Annotated in this window: 13 protein-coding genes, 2 tRNA genes and 1 pseudogene; 13 read left to right on the plus strand and 3 right to left on the minus strand. The window is 57.3% G+C overall.

The features are described 5' to 3' along the window. Window positions 1-37: 37 nt before the first annotated feature. Window positions 38-1,048 carry a hypothetical protein gene (locus HMPREF1494_RS08685; protein WP_034522160.1) on the plus strand — a complete coding sequence of 337 codons (1,011 nt, stop codon included), beginning with the start codon at window positions 38-40 and terminating at the stop codon, window positions 1,046-1,048. Between the two features lie 116 nt (window positions 1,049-1,164). Here HMPREF1494_RS08685 and HMPREF1494_RS08690 read toward each other — a convergent pair whose 3' ends face one another. Next, on the minus strand, window positions 1,165-2,166 hold the full coding sequence (locus HMPREF1494_RS08690; RefSeq protein WP_003837660.1) for a DUF805 domain-containing protein: 1,002 nt from the start codon (window positions 2,164-2,166) through the stop codon (window positions 1,165-1,167). 197 nt (window positions 2,167-2,363) lie between these two features. On the opposite strand from HMPREF1494_RS08690, the gene gltX reads away from it, so the two are divergent. From gltX to HMPREF1494_RS08710, 4 genes are all read left to right on the plus strand, one after another. Further along, window positions 2,364-3,884 carry a glutamate--tRNA ligase gene (gene gltX, locus HMPREF1494_RS08695; RefSeq protein WP_034522161.1) on the plus strand — a complete coding sequence of 507 codons (1,521 nt, stop codon included), beginning with the start codon at window positions 2,364-2,366 and terminating at the stop codon, window positions 3,882-3,884. Window positions 3,885-4,046: 162 nt separating this feature from the next. Further along, window positions 4,047-4,119: transfer RNA gene (locus HMPREF1494_RS08700), tRNA-Glu, on the plus strand. A 38-nt stretch (window positions 4,120-4,157) separates the two neighbouring features. Beyond that, window positions 4,158-4,232 (plus strand) — tRNA-Gln (locus tag HMPREF1494_RS08705). Window positions 4,233-4,349: 117 nt separating this feature from the next. Next, window positions 4,350-5,786 carry a metallophosphoesterase gene (locus HMPREF1494_RS08710; RefSeq protein ID WP_034522164.1) on the plus strand — a complete coding sequence of 479 codons (1,437 nt, stop codon included), beginning with the start codon at window positions 4,350-4,352 and terminating at the stop codon, window positions 5,784-5,786. A gap of 12 nt (window positions 5,787-5,798) precedes the next feature. Here the strand turns inward: HMPREF1494_RS08710 and HMPREF1494_RS08715 are convergent, their stop codons facing one another. Beyond that, entirely contained in the window at window positions 5,799-6,593 is a 795-nt protein-coding gene (locus tag HMPREF1494_RS08715; RefSeq protein WP_065467421.1) for an IclR family transcriptional regulator, read from the minus strand. A gap of 311 nt (window positions 6,594-6,904) precedes the next feature. Here HMPREF1494_RS08715 and leuC point away from each other — a divergent pair, with 311 nt between their 5' ends. From leuC to HMPREF1494_RS11810, 4 genes and pseudogenes are all read left to right on the plus strand, one after another. After that, on the plus strand, window positions 6,905-8,308 hold the full coding sequence (leuC, locus tag HMPREF1494_RS08720) for a 3-isopropylmalate dehydratase large subunit (RefSeq protein WP_003837654.1): 1,404 nt from the start codon (window positions 6,905-6,907) through the stop codon (window positions 8,306-8,308). Between the two features lie 37 nt (window positions 8,309-8,345). Next, window positions 8,346-9,035: a 3-isopropylmalate dehydratase small subunit gene (leuD, locus tag HMPREF1494_RS08725; protein ID WP_003837653.1), complete on the plus strand. Its 690-nt coding sequence runs from the start codon at window positions 8,346-8,348 to the stop codon at window positions 9,033-9,035. A 161-nt stretch (window positions 9,036-9,196) separates the two neighbouring features. Next, a pseudogene (locus HMPREF1494_RS12010) lies at window positions 9,197-9,316 on the plus strand (ATP-binding protein); the annotation flags it as partial. Between the two features lie 258 nt (window positions 9,317-9,574). Next, window positions 9,575-9,868, plus strand: a complete 294-nt coding sequence (locus HMPREF1494_RS11810; RefSeq protein ID WP_231495389.1) for a winged helix-turn-helix domain-containing protein — start codon at window positions 9,575-9,577, stop codon at window positions 9,866-9,868. A gap of 41 nt (window positions 9,869-9,909) precedes the next feature. Here HMPREF1494_RS11810 and HMPREF1494_RS08735 read toward each other — a convergent pair whose 3' ends face one another. Continuing rightward, window positions 9,910-10,851, minus strand: coding sequence for a response regulator (locus HMPREF1494_RS08735; RefSeq protein WP_034522166.1), 942 nt, complete (start codon window positions 10,849-10,851; stop codon window positions 9,910-9,912). Between the two features lie 154 nt (window positions 10,852-11,005). Here HMPREF1494_RS08735 and HMPREF1494_RS08740 point away from each other — a divergent pair, with 154 nt between their 5' ends. The 4 genes from HMPREF1494_RS08740 to HMPREF1494_RS08755 all read left to right on the plus strand — a co-directional run. Next, window positions 11,006-12,262: a sensor histidine kinase gene (locus tag HMPREF1494_RS08740; RefSeq protein ID WP_231495387.1), complete on the plus strand. Its 1,257-nt coding sequence runs from the start codon at window positions 11,006-11,008 to the stop codon at window positions 12,260-12,262. A gap of 128 nt (window positions 12,263-12,390) precedes the next feature. Then, complete coding sequence (locus HMPREF1494_RS08745; RefSeq protein WP_034522167.1) at window positions 12,391-13,518, plus strand: diguanylate cyclase; 1,128 nt, start codon at window positions 12,391-12,393, stop codon at window positions 13,516-13,518. A gap of 127 nt (window positions 13,519-13,645) precedes the next feature. Continuing rightward, window positions 13,646-14,971 (plus strand): UDP-N-acetylglucosamine 1-carboxyvinyltransferase, encoded by a 1,326-nt coding sequence (gene murA / locus HMPREF1494_RS08750; protein WP_003837642.1) that lies wholly within the window; start codon window positions 13,646-13,648, stop codon window positions 14,969-14,971. A 1,145-nt stretch (window positions 14,972-16,116) separates the two neighbouring features. Continuing rightward, the coding region (locus tag HMPREF1494_RS08755) for a hypothetical protein (RefSeq protein ID WP_155807184.1) at window positions 16,117-19,392 on the plus strand (3,276 nt) is incomplete at its 3' end.

Here is a 19,392-nt window from a genome sequence, read left to right on the forward strand (position 1 = left end):
ATTGGCTTGACGGAAGTCGGTACCGCAAAGGAGCATTATGACTTTTGAGATTGACGATTCATTGGTGGCTCGCGTCTCCGCATTGCCGGTCGTTATGGATGCGGCGAACGTCGGGGTTTCGCTGATTTCACTATGGCCGTTGCAGAATGCCCAGCAACTGGAGAACGACGCCGATTATGCGGAAGGGCTGCAGGTGCGGTTTTCGTTGCTTATGGCCCTTGCCATGCTACGCAACTCCGACAAGGTGAACATAGCCGCCGCCGAAGCCGTATACGACGGTATGGAAGTGATTCCCGGCTGCCCGCTATGGGTGGTCAACGCGCTGCTTGAGGCCAATGACGCCTACGATTGCATGTCCGCGTACTCCGCGACCGGCGACATTCAGCTGGTGTTCAAGGCGGCCGACTACCTGAGCATCGTGTTGGACGACAAAACCAAGACCGCGATGGAGGAGGTGCTGAGCACCGTGGCCGCCGAGGTCGCGAAGAAGGCGCAGGGTTCCGCGTCTGCCGATGGCATGACGGACGGGGGCGATTTCGACGCGGTCGCCGCCGCCGAAGCATGCCTGTCGACGAGCACGAATGCCGATGAGGTCGCCGTCCGGTTCGCTTCGGCGCTGATGATCTGCGACAAGCTGATGAACATCATGTGCGAGGGCTTCGACGATGTGAACGATCAGGCCATTCGTGTGCTGCCGGTACTGCTGTACGTCAACGAGCTGCGCGAGCAGTTTTCCGTTCCGCGCATTTTCATGACGTACCCGCAATTGCTGGAACTGCTTTCCTTGCGCAAGACGGCGCATATGATCGATGATTCCGGCGCGACTGCGACCATCGGCAACAGCTTGGGTACGCTCGGCGTCACCGCGCAGTTCGTCGGCATGCTGGCCGCTCAGGAATGGGCGTACCACCGCTGTGAGATTCTGTGGGATCCGGAGGAGGCCAAAAGAAAGGCCAAGGAAGAGGACGAGCAGAAAAGCAAGGAAGCGCTCGCTGAAAAGTTCAAGCATGTCAAAGACGATCCGGACAAGCCCCAGATTGATTTGTGAGCCGATAGAGCTGAGTTGGTGCGGCTGAGCAGGCAAAGCGAAGTCCCGGCACTCACATTGCGTGATGTGCCGGGACTTTCGTTGTGTGCTGGCCATGTGCCGGCTACCGATGGGCCTTACTGCTGGTCGGTGTTGTTGCCGTACGGGTTCTGTCCGGTCTCGGATTGGTCAGACGGTGCGGCCGGCAGCGGAACGTCCGGGATGGACGGGACCGTCGGGGTGAACGGAGTGGCCTGTGCGGTCGGTGCGGCCGAGGACGTCGGTGCGGCAGGAACGTTCATGTCGGGCGTCGGGGCCGCGTAGTTCGCGTACTGGTTCTGCATGGCCGGTGCCGTCGGAGCGTAGCCCGCGGTGGACGGATCATCGAAGCGCACGCCGGCCGGATCGCTGCGTCGTGCCATGAACACGATATAGACGATGCATCCGGCGATCAGCACGAGGCTGCCGATAATCGTCAGGATGGCACCCGTGGCCGCAGTGCTGGTGTCTCCGCTATAGATCGCATTGACCGCGCCGATGCCGGTCATCGTGGTGCCGGCAATCGTCAGGATGTAGCCGACCAGCAAGACGCCGTAGCAGACGGCGACTGACCAGCCCGACTTATTGGTGTCGTGCATTCGACGCACGCTCAGGGCGAGGTTCGGAACGAGCGTCGCCAGAGACCACAGGCCCGTGACGACTCTCGAGATGCGTAGCGTGGCGTAGCTTGCGGAATGTCCGGCAATCGCGCCGAGGAGGCCGAACAGCAGGGAGATGGCGAATACGATGATGATGTTGCACAGCACCCACCACCAGAATTCGCCTCGGGATGCACGGCCCTTGAATACGGCGTACTTCTTCCAGAAGCGAATGAAGGATTCGCCCATGGTGCAGTTATAGGCCGGCTGGTCGAGCGGTGCGGTCAGCGCAAAGAAATTCGAGCCTTGCGGGGCCGGCTGGCCTTGCGGAGCGCCATATTGCGGTGCACCGTATTGTGGGGCTCCTTGCTGGGGTTGCTGGTAGGAGCCGTAGGCATTGCCTTGCTGGCTTTGCCCGGACTGGCCGTACTGATTCTGCTGCGGCATGGACTGTCCATACTGCGGCGGAACCTGTGGGCCATACTGGTTGGGGTCCGTCATTGTTTACCCTTTCTAGATAAATAAACAACTCGGAGCATAGGGTCTAGTTAGCTATGCTACCGGTAGCGTGCTACTGATTTTTCATTGTTCCGCCTATCGTTATGCGGATAAGCGGCCTAAGGGGGCGGATTCCGGTGAGGGGAAAGACGATTTCCGCCCTCATGCACACGTCCGGTTAACGCGGCACAATGGAGCCTATGACTGAAGCTGAAAACACCAAACCGGAACTCCCCGAGAATGTCCGCGTGCGTTTCTGCCCGTCTCCGACCGGCATCCCGCACGTCGGCATGGTCCGTACCGCACTGTTCAACTGGGCCGAAGCCCGCCATACCAAGGGCACGTTCGTGTTCCGTATCGAGGATACGGACGCCCAGCGTGACTCCGAGGAAAGCTATAACCAGATCATCGAAGCCCTGAACTGGCTGGGCATCGACTGGGATGAAGGCATCAACGTGGGTGGTCCAGACGGCCCGTACCGCCAGTCCGAGCGCACCCAGATCTACAAGGATGTGGCGGCCAAGCTGTTCGAAGCCGGCTATGCCTATGAATCCTTCTCCACTCCGGAAGAGATCGAGGCCCGTAACGTGGCCGCCGGCCGTCCGAAGGCCTTTGGCTACGATGGCTACGATCGCAATCTCACCGAAGAGCAGAAGGCGGCCTTCCGCGCAGAAGGCCGTAAGCCGGCTTTGCGCATCCGTATGCCCGATGATGATGTCGCCTTCGACGATCTGATCCGTGGCCGCATCGAATTCAAGGCCGGTTCCGTACCGGATTACGTGATCGTGCGTCCGAACGGTGATCCGCTGTACACGCTGACCAACCCGGTCGACGATGCCATGATGAACATCAACGTAGTGTTGCGCGGTGAGGATCTGCTGAGCTCCACCCCGCGTCAGATCGTGTTGTATCGGTATCTGATCGAGCTGGGCATCGCCAAGGAGATGCCGCTGTTCGGCCACATGCCGTATGTGATGGGCCAGGGCAACAAGAAGCTGTCCAAGCGCGATCCTGAATCCAACCTGTTCCTGCATCGCGACAACGGTTTCATCCGTGAAGGTCTGCTGAACTATCTGGCACTGCTGGGCTGGTCCATCGCTCCGGATCGTGACGTGTTCTCCATGGACGAGATGATCGAGAAGTTCGACGTGCGTGACGTCAAGGCCAATCCGGCCCGTTTCGACATCGACAAGGCCATCTCCATCAACGCCGAGCACATCCGCATGCTCGAACCGCAGGATTTCCTGAACCGTGCCGTACCGTACCTGAACCGTGACGGCGTCGTGTCCGCCGATTCCTGGGATGCGCTGACCGATCGCGAACGTGAGATCCTCTCCGCTTCCGTGGAACTCGTGCAGCCGCGCGTGCGTCTGCTTGGCGAGGTGTCCGGCATGGTCGGTTCCCTGCTTTCCGCCGAAGGCTATATCGAGCCGGATGCCGATGCGCGCAAGCAGCTCAAGGATTCCGCATCGGCTGTGCTTGATGCGGCCATTGCCGCGCTTTCCGCTGTGGCTGATGATGATTGGAAGACCGACATCCTGCATGAGACGCTCAACAAGGCGCTCGTGGAGGATGGCGGCTACAAGCCGCGTCTGGCGTTCGGCCCGGTGCGCGTGGCCATGTCCGGCCGCCGCGTATCCCCGCCGCTGTTCGAGTCCATGGAGATCGTCGGCAAGGAAATCAGCCTCGCCCGTCTTCAGGGTTTGCGCGAGCATCTGTGATGTGATGCCGTTCCCATGCCGCTCCTTCCGATGAAGGGGCGGCATTTTCAAATCGTTGAAAAATGGCGCGACACGCCGTGACTTGCGCTTACCCACTAACTCGCGTATATTAATCACTCGTTGCGGTTCGCGGCCTAGCTGAGAATCACAGCAATAACTCAAGCCCCCGTCGTCTAGCGGTCTAGGACTACGCCCTCTCACGGCGCCAACACCGGTTCAAATCCGGTCGGGGGTACGACGGACAACTTCTTGAAGTTGCCACGCCAGCCAAATTGGGATGTGGTGTAATTGGCAACACAGCTGATTCTGGTTCAGCCATTCTTGGTTCGAGTCCAGGCATCCCAGCCAATGAGCCCTCGCGGAATGCGAGGGTTTTTTGTTTTCTTAACCTATGATGACGTTTGGAATTCGTCGGTGCTGTTTTGTGCGTTCAATTGTGTGCATAATTGCACTACCCTAGGGATTATGACTGAATTGCAGCATACCGTCAAAGCCGCGTCCACGCGCCCGCGTATCCAACCCGCGGAAGAGGGGGATGGTCGTCCCTTGTCCGTATCGGCACGTCTCGGCCGTCTGCAGTTTCATCAATCCGGCAAGTTTCGCGTGCTGCAGTTCACCGACATTCAGGATGGTCCGAGGGTCAGCAACGACACCGTCAAACTGATCGAAGCGTCACTTGACGCCACGCGCCCCGATATCGTCATCTTCACCGGCAACCAGATCGCCGGCTATGATGCCGCGTACTCCCAGACCATGCGTAAGCGCCGCTGGAACAAGGCACAGGCCGCCGTGCAGTCCTCTGCCGAACGGTATGAGGAGGCTCTCAGGCAAACGCGTTCGATGGTCCGCTCCACGATCGAACAGCTGGTGCGACCGCTCGCCGATCGTAGCGTTCCCTGGGTGGTGACTTTCGGGAATCATGATTTTCAATGCGGTTTGGATAATGCCGAGGTTGAACGGATCTGCCAGGAATTCCCCGGCTGCCTCAATCCTGCCCCTACTGAGACGAGTGCCGGCGAAAAGGCGGGAATGTTGCCGGAACAGCGCGTGTACGGATGCGAACCGGGCACATTCGCCTTGCCCGTGATGAATGTTGATCGCACATGTAACGTACTGGGATTGGTGCTGGTCGATTCGGGCGATTATGCGCGTTCGGGCGGCTATGGAAGCCCGTCCGTGGCCGCATTGCGTTTTCTTGCCGATGCGCCGCATGCGTTGGTCACGCAATCGCAGGCGATTGCGGCGCCTCGGGAGACGCAGGCTTCGCAGGAGGCGTTGCCGTGCATGGTATTCCAGCATTTTGCGATTCCGCAGTATTATGACCTGCTGAAGCCGGTTGCGGCCAATGCGGCGCGTGCGATCGAAGGCTATCGTAACTTTGCGGGCAACCATTACGTGTTGGACGAGAGCAAGACGCAGTCCGGCAGCTATCTGGGGGAGGGCATCAGCTGCCCCGATGCCGACAGCGGCGAGTATGCGATGCTGTGCGACAACGGTTACTTTGCCATTTCCGCAGGTCATGACCATCGCAATGGTTTCGTCGGCACGGTCGCGATTCCCGGCACTCAGGCCGCTGAACAGACCGCTGGTGAATGCTCGGCCGAAAGCGAGGCGTCTGCAGGGGCTCATGGCCTGATGATGATCGCCTCGCCGACCAGCGGATTCGGCTCATACGGTCCGGTGCCGGAAAAGCGTGCCGCGAGGCTGTTCGAATTCGATATTCGTCATCCGTACGAGCCGCGTACGCAATTGCTTGAATATGGTGAGCTGGTGGGCAAGCCAAGCACGGGCAAGGCCTATGCATACGGTATGACGAGCGAGTCCAGGCCGGATAGCGAAGGTATGGATCTGCTGCATCGCCCGACTTGGTGGAGCAAGCTCCTCTCACGGTTCAGGAAATAATCGCGTTAAGATTCAGCGGCCTGCGGAGGCCTTGATCAGGGCTTCGGTGAGATACTTGCCGGCGGCCATGACCAGCGGCGCATAGCGGCGCCCTGGATTGACGCCCATCCGACCGTTGGGGCCCGAAATGGAGATTGCGGCGATTACCTGTCCGGAAGCGTTGCGAATCGGTGCGGAGATGGAGCATACGCCTTCGTCGCGTTCGTTGACGGACTCGGCCCAGCCGCGCTTACGCACGGCGGACAACTTGGCCGCAGTGAACTTGGCGTGGCGAAGTCCCTGATGCAGGCGCTCGGAATCCTCCCAGGCCAAGAGGATCTGCGCGGCGGAACCGGCTTCCATCGACAGCATGGCGCCGACCGGAATCGAATCGCGCAAACCGGAAGCGCGCTCCACGGCTGCGATGCACACACGCTGATCGCCCTGACGGCGGTAGATTTGGGCGGATTCACCGGTGCGATCCAGTAAGGTCTGCAAAATCGGGCCGGCGGCGGTGAGCAGCCGGTCTTCGCCTGCGGCGGCGGCCAGCTCGGCGAATCGTGATCCCAATACGAAACGGCCATGCTGGTCGCGTAGCACGAAACGATGGCGTTCCAGCGCAATCGCAAGGCGATGGGCGGTCGGACGGGCCAAGCCGGTGGCTGCGACAAGCTGGCCGAGTGTGGCCGGGCCGGACTCGAGTGCGTCGAGAATCTTTACGGTCTTGTCGAGCACGCCCACCCCGGAGTGGATTTCATTGTTTTCCGTAGTGGTCTGATAGGGGTTCTCCGCCGGGGTCGCAGCGTCATCCTGCTGCGATTCGGGCATGGTGATGCGCGTGTTCGAAGAAGTCATAAGACGGATTATGCCATCTCACATATTGAAATGCAAAACGCGCGTGATGTCGTACTGAGGTATTGCGGATCATTTCAATCCGCGGTTGGCAATCGAACAAGTGGAAAATCGTTGCAATGGCAAGGATTACGGGCTAGGCGACAACGGGCCGTCCGGCACGTATCTCATATACCGGCATACTGCGTCTATAACCCAACCCAAAACCCATAGGCTTATAGCACGAACAGCGCGTGAAGGCAATACCCGCGCGGAAAATCATGAGGAAAAATTCGAGGAGGTCCCGTATGGGAACGACATTGGCCGAGAAAGTCTGGGCCGATCATCTGGTGCGCAAAGGTAGCGATGGGGCTCCCGACCTGCTGTACATCGACCTGATGCTCATGCATGAGGTCACCAGTCCGCAGGCGTTCGAGGGCCTGCGTCTGGCTGGTCGCAAGCCGCGTCATATCGATCAGTTGATCGCCACGGAGGACCACAACACCCCCACGGTCGACATCGATCGCCCGAATCCGGACGAAACCTCCGCGCTGCAGCTGAGCACGCTGGAGAAGAACTGCAAGGAGTTCGGTGTTCGCCTGTGTCCGCTCGGCGATGCGGATCAGGGCGTGGTGCATGCGTTCGCTCCGGTACTGGGCCTTACGCAGCCGGGCATGACCATCGTGTGCGGCGATTCGCACACCTCTACGCACGGTGCGTTCGGTGCGATGGCGCTTGGCATCGGCACTTCCGAGGTCGAGCACGTCATGGCCACGCAGACGCTGAGCCTCAAGCCGTTCAAGACCATGGCCATCAATATCGAAGGCGAACTGCCGAAGGGCGTTACGGCCAAAGACATCATTCTTGCGATTATCGCGAAGATCGGCACCGGCGGTGGCCAGGGTCATGTCATCGAGTACCGCGGCGAGGCGATCAGGAAGCTGTCGATGGATGCCCGCATGACGATTTGCAACATGTCGATCGAGGCGGGTGCCCGAGCCGGCATGATTGCGCCGGATGAGGTGACGTTCGAATATCTGAAGGGCCGTCCGCACGCACCGGAAGGTGAGATGTGGGACAAGGCGGTCGAGTATTGGAAGACGCTCAAGACCGATGATGACGCCGTGTTCGATACGGAAGTGACGATCAAGGCCGAGGATCTCGAGCCATATGTGACGTGGGGCACCAACCCGGGTCAGGGCATCAGGATTTCCGGCAACGTGCCGGATCCGGAATCCTTCAACGACGAGACGGAGCGCACCGCCGCCGAACGTGCCATCGAATACATGGGGTTGAAGCCGGGCATGCCGATCAAGGACATTGCTGTCGACACCGTGTTCATCGGTTCCTGCACGAATGGCCGTCTTGAGGATCTGCGTGTGGCCGCCGCCATCATGAAGGGACATCACAAGGCCGAAAACATCCACCGCGTACTCGTGGTGCCGGCTTCCTCCCGCGTGCGTCTGCAGGCGGAGAAGGAAGGGCTCGACAAGATCTTCAAGGATTTCGGTGCCGAATGGCGTAACGCCGGTTGCTCCATGTGCCTGGGCATGAACCCGGATAAGATGGTGGCCCGCGAGCGTTCCATCTCTACGTCGAACCGTAACTTCGAAGGTCGTCAGGGCAAGGGTTCCCGCACGCATCTGGCGTCGCCAGCCGTGGCCGCCGCCACTGCGATCCGCGGTACCATCTGCTCCCCGGCCGATCTGTAAACCTGCGCGAACCCGCGAATCGTAAGGACTTTCAAATATGGAAAAACTCACCACTCTTACCGGCGTGGCCGTGCCGCTTCGCCGTTCCAATGTCGATACCGACCAGATCATCCCGGCCGTGTTCCTCAAGCGCGTCAAGAAGACCGGTTTCGATGACGCTCTCTTCTATGCATGGCGTCGCGATCCGGAATTCGTGCTCAACCAGCCGGAGTACAAGCAGGGCAAGATTCTGGTCGCCGGCCCCGATTTCGGCATCGGTTCCTCTCGCGAACATGCCGTATGGGCGTTGCATGATTACGGTTTCCGCGTGGTCATCGCCTCTCGTTTCGCTGACATCTTCTATGGCAACACCGCCAAGAACGGTGTGCTTGCCGCGATCATGCCGCAGGAATCCGTCGAGCTACTGTGGAAGCTGCTCGATGAGGAGCCGGGCCGTGATATGACCGTGAGCCTGGAGGATCGTACCGTGACCTGCGGTGACGTGACGTTGCCGTTCGAAGTGAACGATTACACCCGTTGGCGCCTGATGAACGGCTATGACGATATCGATCTGACGCTGCAGCATGAGGACGACATTCTTGCCTACGAGAAGATGCGTGCCGAAAAGTTCCCGTTCAAGCCGAAGACCCTGCCGGTCAGGCGCGAACCGGAGCAGCCCATCGAATCCGCCCGCGAAGGCGAATACCCTGATTGGCAGGGTCCGTTGGCCGATCGCGGCATTATTTAGCCGCGGTGGCCGGCTGGTAGTGCGGTGCACTGCCGGCAGGGCCCTGCCTGAGCGAGGCGAGAGCCGAGCGAAGGTGATGATGGGTCCGCGCGTAGCGCGGTCCGTATTATGATCGGATAGTATTCTCCAACCCCGGTGGGCTTCGGCTCTCCGCGGATGAGGTGATACACGGAGGCATTTCCGATGCCCGCAATCCCATACTGATGAAAATGTTCAACCTTATCGGCATAGGGGAGAAGGCTGGCAGCGGTTTTGATGTTATGCGGGCTGGTTGCGATTTCGCGGGAACCGCATACCCCGAGTTGGAGGTTGGCGAGCATCCGGACAGGGTGACGCTTACGTTGTATCCACGCAAGATTCAGGATTATGGTGCCGTTGAGGGCGGCGGAATCTCAACTCCTTCGGGTTCTGCGGTTTCGGACTTTGCGGTTTCGGGTTCTTCGATTCCTGCGGGTTCAATGGCCATCGCATCCGCAGGCACCGCCGCTCCTATCACCGCAACGGGAGCAAATGCGGCATATGCTCCGAACGGCCGTCGGATGGCTGAAGTCGAAGAAGATGCCGGGGGTGGTCAGCGATCCTCAATACGGTTCAATCTGGGTGGGGCATCCTTGGTGGCGCAGCCCATGGAGCCACAATCCAACGTGGAGAAAATCACACAGGCATTGACGGCTGGCGGCCCACTGCCTACCTCGCAATTGGCGAAGGTGCTCGGTTTGGGGCTTACCCGTACCCGTGAGATTCTGGGTTCCATGGTGGGTGAAGGCGTCATCGAACCCGTAGGAGTAGGGCGCGGTCGCAAATACCAGATTGTCTCCGACAAGGCCGCATGACCTACGGGTCCGGGCTGAGGCCATGGGTCACAGACCGCGAGTCACAGGTCCGGATCGAGGTCGGCGGTGGGAAAACTGGCCCACGGATAGGCGGGCAGGTATTCACCATAGTAGGTGTTGACGGCGTAGGCACTGCCATGCAACATGTCGAATAGATCGCAATGCACGGTCAAGCCATCAATCGGATCCGTCGAAACACTGGTGGTGTTATGAGAGTGGCAAATCAGCTTGTCGGCCTGCGGGTGCACCGTCTGCAATGTGCGCCGCAGCGACTTGACAAGGCCACGAATCCGCAGTGATAACGCGAACGCATGCTTGGGGCGGCCTGCATAACCTGATTGCCGTTCCACGCGAGTGGCGCCTGCATCGCGCGCATCCGTGGAATCGGCATCAACCGGCCATAATGCATCCGCGATCCGTGCGTCGGTAAGCGGCGCGGTTCGCGCATGAATCAGCAAGGCCAACAGATCCTTGGCCTCCTGGGATTCCCACGGAAGCGGTTCATGATGATGAAACGCTTCAAAATCGCCGAATGTGCGAATCATCAGCTGCTCGTGCCTGCCATTCGCGGCGTCGGTCGGAAATTCGCCGCGATACGACGGTTCGCGCCGCAACACATCATCAAGTACAGCTACGCAATCACGAATATCGCCCTCCGTGGCGGGTTTCATGACGAATCCGGTGTTGCTATCGCCCCGCAATCCGAAGGAATAATCGGCATAAGCCGTTGAAAACACGATTTTCGTATGCGGACTGATATCTTTGATCGCCTTCGCCAGCCGTAGTCCGTTCTCGCCCCGCAATCGCAGGTCCAGAAACGCATAGGCGATATTCGCGCAGGAGGCGACCGCCTCGTGCGCAAACGATTCGACTTCCTGGGCGGTGCCGAATCCCCTGACCTGTGCGTCGGGAAACACTGCGTGCAGCAGTCTCGTCATGCTGTTGAGGATCAAAGGTTCGTCGTCCGCCGCAATCACATACATGCTCACACTCTAACCCACAATCGGAAGGTGGTCCGCAAGGCACCCCCGGAAGGCGCTCTCGGAAGATGGAAGGGGAGTCCCCCGCATCACATCCGTGCCATCTGACATACTTCATAAACAGGGGGTATCCCCCGAAAGAGCTCGGAGCAAAAGCATGAATCATATTCGACGTGCGTTGACGTACTGGTACACATTCGGCTACCCCGAAATCAACAGCCCCCATTACATCCGTAGGCTCGCATGCGACAATCTCGACATGGTGCGTCGATGCTGCATGTTCTGTCAGCTGTTCCTGATGGTCATGTGCATCACCCGCCTGGCACTGGTGGGCTGCGAGTGGATCAATCTATGGCCGTTCGTCATTGCCAGCGTCATCGTTACGATCATTCTCGTCACCAATAACCGGCTTGACGACACCAAAAACGTACTGTTCCACTCGTATGCGCAGACGGCGGTGTTTTCGGTGACCCTAGTCGTCCTGGCCGGCTTTTACGACTTCATCGCCGCTCCCGGTTCAATTGCCGTCATGACCTGCATGGCGTTGCTGTGCGTCGGCTCGTTGTTCGACAGCCGCCCAATCGACAATCTCATCGCATATGCCATCGGCCTGGCCGTGCTATACGCGATTGCGCTCGCCGAATCCGGTCCGTCGCTTGTCTCGAACCTATTCAACATGGCGGTTTCCGTACTGCTGGGACTGTGCATCTCATGGTACAAATCCCGCAGCCACTTCGGCCAGCTGCTGGCAAACGACAAAGAGCTCAAAGCGTTGCAACATGCCGCACGCGTGCAGATCATGGTCAGTCAGATCAATCCGCATTTCGTCTGCAACGTACTTGCCACCATCCAGGCCATGTGCGACACGGATGTGGACAAAGCCAAAGAGGCGCTCGGCCTGTTCTCCGCATACATGCGCGACAATACGGACGCCGTGGCCCGAACGGAACCGGTCCCGTTCGCAATGGAACTGCAGCATGTCAAACGGTACGTCTCGTTGGAACAGATGCGGTTCGGCGACAAACTCGCCGTGATGTATGACATCGACACCACGGATTTCCGGCTTCCCGCCCTGACCGTGCAGCCGATCATCGAGAACGCGATCAAACATGGCATCGGCAAGAAGGAGAACGGCGGCTTCGTCAGGCTGAGCGCTCGCGAAAGGCAGGGCGTGGTGCGTATTGAAATCGCTGACAATGGCGTCGGCATGGATGAGCGCACGTTGTACGGTCTGACCGGCAGCATCCTGCAGACCGCCGAAAGCGTCGACCGGCCGGAGGGCGATGGCTGCAGCCATGTCGGCCTTACGAACGTGCGTGAACGTTTGCGGCTGATGTCGCATGGCACCCTCGCCGTGTCCAGCCAGCCAGGCAGGGGCACCACGGTCATCATCTCCATTCCCAAAGGAATATGATTTCCGATTTCCTGAATTCCCTGCGACGACGTTTGCGGCGCGAATGAGACCGAGTCTGGCTTGGACCGTCCCGCGCGGTAAGGTGGTTATGTTTTGCCGCGCATTCGAAAGAGCATTCGGGGAGAGATATGAGCCAAGGATTCGCGCCGTTCTATGACGTCAATCGCACGTATGAAGACAATTATCTGCAAGGGCCGTTCGGTGCGTTCGCCAAAGTGCTGCAGGAGGATCGCGGTCCTTCGGCCGCACAGTCTTCCGCACCCGTCCAGACCGCTTCGGGTGAGGATTTCCTCGGCTTCCACGTGAACCTGCCGTTCGGCATCCCCGCCGGGCCGCTGCTCAATGAGAGGTTCACGACCGCCGCCTTCCGCATGGGCTTCGATCTGGCCGTTTACAAGACCGTGCGCTCGCGTGCGTGGGGCTGCAACGCCTTTCCGAACGTGCTCGCCGTGCATCCGAAAAATGCCGACGGATCGCTGATTCCCGGCAGCGCCGAGCTGGATGAGGGTGTGCTGGCCGACACCCGTTACGAGCTGCCGATTTCGATTTCCAACAGTTTCGGCGTTCCTTCGCGAGACCCGGATGAATGGCAGCCGGATATGAAGAAGGCGATCGAGGCCGCCGGCAGCGGTCAATTGCTGGTGCCGAGCTTCCAGGGTTCGCGCGTGGACGGCATGGATCAGGATGATTACATTGCCGATCATGTCACCACCGCGCGTCTTGTCTGCGAAACCGGCGCTGGATTGATGGAGATGAACACAAGCTGCCCGAACGAGGGCCACAATCGTTTGCTGTGCCACGATCCGCATTTGGTAGGTCGCATTACGGAGGCCGTGAAAAATGAGATCGGCGACCGTCCGCTCGTCGTCAAACTCGCCTATATTCCGAATGATGCCGACTTGGAGATCATGGTGAAGGAAACCGCCGCACACGGTACCGTGCAGGGTTTCTCCACCATCAACACGATTTCGGCGAAATTGATCGATGCTCACGGCAATCAGGCATTGCCGGGAGCTGGCCGTGACCGTTCCGGCGTGTGCGGCAATGCCATTCGCGGCGCCGGTCTCGACATGGTGGGCCGTCTGCATGCGATCCGTGAAAAGCTGGGTCTCGATTTCACCATCGTGGGTGTGGGCGGCGTGGTTCGCCCCGAAGACTACCGGGCGTATCGTGAGGCCGGTGCGAATGCCGTGATGAGCGCGACCGGTGCCATGTGGAACGCGAATCTGGCCCGTGACATTGCAAGCAGCATCTGAAAACCGAACAAAACGGGGAGACACTGCGCCGAACGCGTGATTTCACGAGCTTGCTACAGTCCGTATGGCAAACTGAAGGATAGTGTGTTTCAAGTTTGGAGTTCGAGGGAAACGAAAGAGGTAGAACGTGTCTGAAAACAAGGACGACATTCTGCACGTCGTAGGCGGCAAGCCGCTGAACGGCACCATTAAGGTACGCGGCGCGAAGAACTTCGTGAGCAAGGCCATGGTGGCCGCATTGCTCGCTCCTGGCAAATCCGTGTTGAAGAACGTGCCGGAGATTCGTGACGTACATGTGGTGTCCGACCTGCTCCGTCTGCATGGCGTGGATGTGGATGTGGATGGTGCCAAGGGCATTGTGACCATCGACGCCACCAAGGTGCAGCTTGCTGACGTGGCCGATGTGGATACCCTTTCCGGATCCTCCCGCATTCCGATCCTGTTCTCCGGTCCGTTGCTGCACCGCTTGGGTGAAGCGTTCATTCCGGCGCTCGGCGGATGCAACATTGGCGGCCGTCCGATTGACTTCCATCTGGAGACCTTGCGCAAGCTGGGTGCGAACGTGGACAAGGAGCATAAGGACGGCATCCACATCACCGCTCCGGATGGTCTGCATGGTGCGAAGATTCATCTGCCGTACCCGTCCGTGGGCGCGACCGAACAGACGTTGCTCGCCGCCGTGCTTGCCGAAGGCAAGACCGAGCTTTCCGGTGCCGCCACCGAACCGGAAATCATGGATCTGGTGTGCGTGTTGCAGAAGATGGGCGCCATCATTTCAGTGGATGTTGACCGTACCTTCCGCATCGAAGGCGTCAAGGAGCTCAAGGGCTATACGCATACTTCGCTGACTGACCGCATCGAGGCCGCTTCTTGGGCGTCGGCCGCATTGGCCACGCACGGTGATATTTTCGTCAAGGGTGCCACTCAGCCGGAGATGATGACCTTCCTGAACGTGTTCCGTAAGATCGGCGGCGAATTCGATATCACCGACAGGGGCATTCGGTTCTGGCATCCGGGTGGGGATCTGAAGCCGGTCGCCATTGAGACTGACGTGCATCCGGGCTTCATGACCGACTGGCAGCAGCCGCTGGTGGTGGCTCTCACCCAAGCGAAGGGCCTTTCGATCGTGCATGAGACCGTGTATGAGAATCGTTTTGGCTTCACCAAGCCGTTAGTACAGATGGGTGCCACGATTCAGCTGTATCGTGAATGCCTCGGTTCTCTGCCGTGCCGTTTCCAGCAGCGCAACTACAAGCATTCCGCGGTGATTTTCGGACCGACTCCGCTGACCGGTCGCGACATCGACGTGCCGGATCTGCGTGGTGGCTTCAGTCATCTGATTGCGGCGCTGACCGCTCAGGGTCCTTCGAATGTGCAGGGTATTTCCCTGATTGACCGTGGCTATGCTGACTTCCGCGGCAAGCTGGAAGCCTTGGGTGCCGATTTCGACTGATTCGCACCTTTTCCGTAGATTCCTCAAAGGCCGGTATTTCTTGGAATACTGGCCTTTTCCATACCTTTTCCGTATATGTTTTCCGCTCCTTTGCTGTTCCGTGCCCATTTTTCTATACCTGCTTTCCTGTTTGGTGGTTCTGTTTGGTGATGCTGATTTGGGCGGATGGTTTTCTTGGTGTGGTTTGTTGGGGTGGGGCTATCGGGAGCTGGCATGTGGATGCGTGCTTGGGGATGATTGCCGTGGATTGCATGAGCATGTTGTTGCGCGCACGATTCTGGTTGTGGTGGTTTCTGGCGGGTTGTGCGCTGTGTGGTCGTTTGATTCGGAGTCTGGCTTGCTTATGATTGTCGGGGAATGGCCGTTTCCGGGGTTTGCGGGTCATGTCGGTCCTGGTGATGGCGAGGCCCGTCGCGCATGATTCGGGAATCGTCCCTTCCTGCCGGGTCGTGCGTGGCGTGGTTCCGCGAATCGCGGTCGAATTGCGGTTAAATAACGGTCGAATCGGTCGAATCGCGGTTAAAATGCGAATAATAACGGTCGAATCGCGGTCGAATCGGTCGAATTGCGGTCGAATTAATCTGGCTGGCGATTCGTGTAATGAGATGGAGCGATTAACCTTGCGGTGGTCTGTCCATTAAGGATCACGTTGGTGTGGACTATTGGCAGGGGTTACCTCTGTGCCTATTAATTTCTGACACGCCGTATTCCCCTTGTGGGCCAATCTGAAAACCTACCCATTCCTGTGTGCGTTTTTCACCCCACATTGGGTGATTCCATGAACCCGCCTACCCCCTCCTGGCTGAGTAGAACCATTGACGACGGGAGAATAATTTCAATTTCATTGAAGATGCCGGTGATTTTCGTTGCGTTCCACGAAAGAGGGTGTTACTCTAGACACTGTCAGATAGTTACATGCGACGGTGATGGCGCCATAAATGAGCATGTAAAAGTTGTTTGTCCATCGAATTCCCGAGTAGGCCATACCCATGTGACGGGGGGAATGCGTTTTTATTGCAATTCCAAAGATCCTCCATCTTAGTAGGGGGACTGTGAGGATTGTTGAGGGGGAGAACCCGCTTCGTGTCTTAACTAAAGTCGAACGGCAGACCAAGATTTAGAAGACTTTAGGTATAGGGACTTTCATGAGGGGCAATTCAAACATGACCTTACATAGTGCGGCCTGGCACAAGGTGGTGGCCGCCTTCGTCGCCGTCGCCACCCTCCTCGCCATGGTAATAATCAGTGGCGTTGCGTCCGGAGGTGCATATGCGGTCGACTCTGGACATGATCTAAAAGAATATGTCCACGACGTAAAGGTGCAGAAATCGACGGACGGCGGTAGTACTTGGTCCGATTTTGCTGGCGGTACGCTGCAAGAAAACGAGAAGCTGAGGGTCACCTTCGCGTTCGAGATTCCGGCAGGTACCCTCACCGATACGGAAGCTGGTCGGACTTTTGTTTATGAGTCTCCGGTCGGCATTACGGATACGGATGCGACAAAGGATAATCTAGGATATTTCAGCAGTATCAAAGCGCATTATTACTTCGAAGACAACAAAATCTATATTGTTTTTGATTCTTCTGTGGTGCAGGAGAATCAGACGCAGCCCATTACAAACGGAACGTTCACATTCAACTCCGACGCCGCACATGTTGATGATGGCGATAGCGGAAAGTATGATTTTGGCGGTGGAAAGAAGCTTGACATCAAAGTCAATACAAAAGGCGATCTTACCGTAGCCAAGTCTCATTCAACAATTTCCGATGATGGAAGTGTCGAATGGACCGTCGAGGTTAGCAGCAAGGCAGGCACCAAGCCCGGCGAAAACATTGCCATCACCGATGTTCCATCTTTGGGAACTATTGATAGCTCTTCCATTACGGTGAACGGTGGTACCTGCTCTCACACCATGACTGCTGGGAATCAGGGTTTTACCATGAGTTGCCCTGCGCTGGAAGAAAACGGCAAATATACCATCGTTTATACGAGCAAGGTTGATGTAGCGGATGGTGAAGTCACCAGCCAGAATAATTCGGTGACGGTCAAGGCTAAAGACAAGAACGACAACGAGCTTGAGAAAAAGGCGTACGATTCCGTTTCTTGGGATAAGAAACCTACGATCACTAAGAGTGATGGTGCTCTGCAGGAAGATGGCAGTGTCCAGTGGACGGTCACCGTCGATGCGACTAAATTGGGCGATCTCAACGGTTGGACTCTGAAGGATATCGTAACGGGTGGTGCGCTTGAGGGCAATATCACGGTTTCGCCCGCGGTGAATGGCCAGACGGAGTTTTCGCAATTCCCGATTACATTCGGCGAAAACAATGCAAGCCAAGTCTATACGTTTACTTATACCACCAAGGCATCTGACGGTGTCATGCCAACTGAGTCCACCAATAAGGCCGATCTCACTCCGCCGAATGGCAAGGACTCAATCTCGACCGGTGATAAGGGTGTGAATCCGGGGCCATATAACCCACTCGCGAAGACCGCGGGAACGGTTACCCTTTCGAAGGATGAGAAAACGACGGTGGTCCCTTGGACTGTGACCATTGCGCCGAAATACTCTGCCGAGGCCTTGCCGGCAGGATGGAAGTATACCGATAGACTCTCCGACAATCAGTACCTCGATTCCTCTCAACGTTCGGCTTTGGAAACAGCGATTAAGGCTTCCTTCCAAAAAGCTGGCCTGAATGAGCCGGAGGTGACGTTCCAAGAGAACAATGGGAAGACCGTGGGTTTCACCGTACAATCTTCATCACCTTTGAATGTCGGGCAAACGATTGAGTTTTCGTATAATGCGACTGGCACCATTACCCAGACATGGAATGGTGAACAGCAGTATTCGAATTCGGGTTCGATCGGTAAATTCACCGTCAACCCAAGCATCACATTTTCTCCGAGCAATCTGAGTTGGAATCTCAGCAAGATTGATGCGAAAACTGGCTCGGCATCGGATTCCACTCACGAATACAACGATTCGTCCTCGATGGAACAGGTTGACGGCAAGCCGGTCATGCATTGGCAGGTAGAAGTCAATCAGGTTGAGCATATCGCGGATGTGAACAGTTACGTCGACCTGACGATTACGGAACGGTTGCCTTCGGGCGTCAGCCTTTCCTCGATGAGCTTCAACATGGGGGGTGAAGTGAATCTGTCGGTTCCGTCGTCGGATGGTACTGCAGTGACGACCATTGCCGGCTGGTGGAATCTTGGGGATAAGAGCTTCCAGGTTACGGTCACCCGTTCTGGAAACGTGCTTACGATTGTCGTGCCTGCTGGATTGCTATCCACCGTGGCGGTGTACGGCGGCGCAAACAATGCAAGCTGGTACAAAGCCAAGTTGCTGTTGGATGTCCGTGCAACGATTGATGACGTTTCCGCACTCGGCAAGACGGCGACTGTATTCAAAAACACGGCCAAACTGAGTGACTCCACCGGTAAGGACTGGGACGAAAAAAGCCAGTCGCAGAAAATCACCAGGGATGACGAGTGGGATATCGTCAAGAAGAGCTCTTCGTATGATCAGAACGGTCAGGATTCCGGTAAACAGAATCTGGTGCCATACTCCATTGTGGTCAATCCGAACGAGATGGATTTGGACAAGAATTCCGATACGCTCACGTTGAACGACGAGTTCACTTACGATTACAAGGAGTCAAATCCGGTTGAGTTCAATCTCAACGAGGTGAAGGTGTACCGATACGACTCGGCCAGTGGTACGAAGGGCGAGGAACTGGATAGCAGTGACTACACGGCGACGCCAACTTCTTCCGCAAGTGGCGATAAGCGAGTCAACGGATTGACAATTACGGTTCCCGATTCGACGGCATTGCTTATCGAGTATTCGTACAAGGTTGTTGGACAGCAGAACGCCACCGTTCAGGTCAGCAACAACGTAACCATGAAGGGTAAGACTTCCGGAGTATCCGGTCAATCTGTGAAGGTCACCGAATCGCATGGTGATGCACAGATAACCAAGATGTCCTTCTACAAGGCGGATTCCAAAGATCCTTCCAATAGACTTGAGGGCGCATTCTTCGACCTATACAAGTGGGACGGCACGGACTGGGTTCGTCTATGCAAGGGTTTGAGGACCGACAGCAAGGGCGCAATCACATTCTCCGCTGCAAAGGACAGCGGAAATAAGGAATGTGAGGAAAACCCGAATGAGGTTTGCGGTATCTCCTCGGCCACTATCAGACTCAACGAGGCATACAAGCTCGTTGAAACCCAAGCCCCTGAAGGTTACATCACGCCTTCCGGCGATGATGCGACTCACTACTTCATGCTCAGGGACAAGACCGCCGAGTCTACTTTCCCGTTGACAAAGCCAGATGACTTCCCGACGGATGCCATACATATCGGGGGATTCGAAGGCTACGTCCTCAACGATAAAGAAACGGCAAAGCTCCCC

It is taken from the genome of Bifidobacterium sp. MSTE12, from assembly GCF_000513015.1.
GTDB lineage: Bacteria > Actinomycetota > Actinomycetes > Actinomycetales > Bifidobacteriaceae > Bifidobacterium > Bifidobacterium dentium.

What these genes read in the sequence shown, in the direction of transcription:
- HMPREF1494_RS08685 (WP_034522160.1), top strand. Translation starts at nt 38, where the DNA reads ATGACTTTTGAGATTGACGATTCATTGGTGGCTCGCGTCTCCGCATTG.
- HMPREF1494_RS08690 (WP_003837660.1), bottom strand. Translation starts at nt 2,166, where the DNA reads ATGACGGACCCCAACCAGTATGGCCCACAGGTTCCGCCGCAGTATGGA.
- gltX (WP_034522161.1), top strand. Translation starts at nt 2,364, where the DNA reads ATGACTGAAGCTGAAAACACCAAACCGGAACTCCCCGAGAATGTCCGC.
- HMPREF1494_RS08710 (WP_034522164.1), top strand. Translation starts at nt 4,350, where the DNA reads ATGACTGAATTGCAGCATACCGTCAAAGCCGCGTCCACGCGCCCGCGT.
- HMPREF1494_RS08715 (WP_065467421.1), bottom strand. Translation starts at nt 6,593, where the DNA reads ATGCCCGAATCGCAGCAGGATGACGCTGCGACCCCGGCGGAGAACCCC.
- leuC (WP_003837654.1), top strand. Translation starts at nt 6,905, where the DNA reads ATGGGAACGACATTGGCCGAGAAAGTCTGGGCCGATCATCTGGTGCGC.
- leuD (WP_003837653.1), top strand. Translation starts at nt 8,346, where the DNA reads ATGGAAAAACTCACCACTCTTACCGGCGTGGCCGTGCCGCTTCGCCGT.
- HMPREF1494_RS11810 (WP_231495389.1), top strand. Translation starts at nt 9,575, where the DNA reads ATGGCTGAAGTCGAAGAAGATGCCGGGGGTGGTCAGCGATCCTCAATA.
- HMPREF1494_RS08735 (WP_034522166.1), bottom strand. Translation starts at nt 10,851, where the DNA reads ATGTATGTGATTGCGGCGGACGACGAACCTTTGATCCTCAACAGCATG.
- HMPREF1494_RS08740 (WP_231495387.1), top strand. Translation starts at nt 11,006, where the DNA reads ATGAATCATATTCGACGTGCGTTGACGTACTGGTACACATTCGGCTAC.
- HMPREF1494_RS08745 (WP_034522167.1), top strand. Translation starts at nt 12,391, where the DNA reads ATGAGCCAAGGATTCGCGCCGTTCTATGACGTCAATCGCACGTATGAA.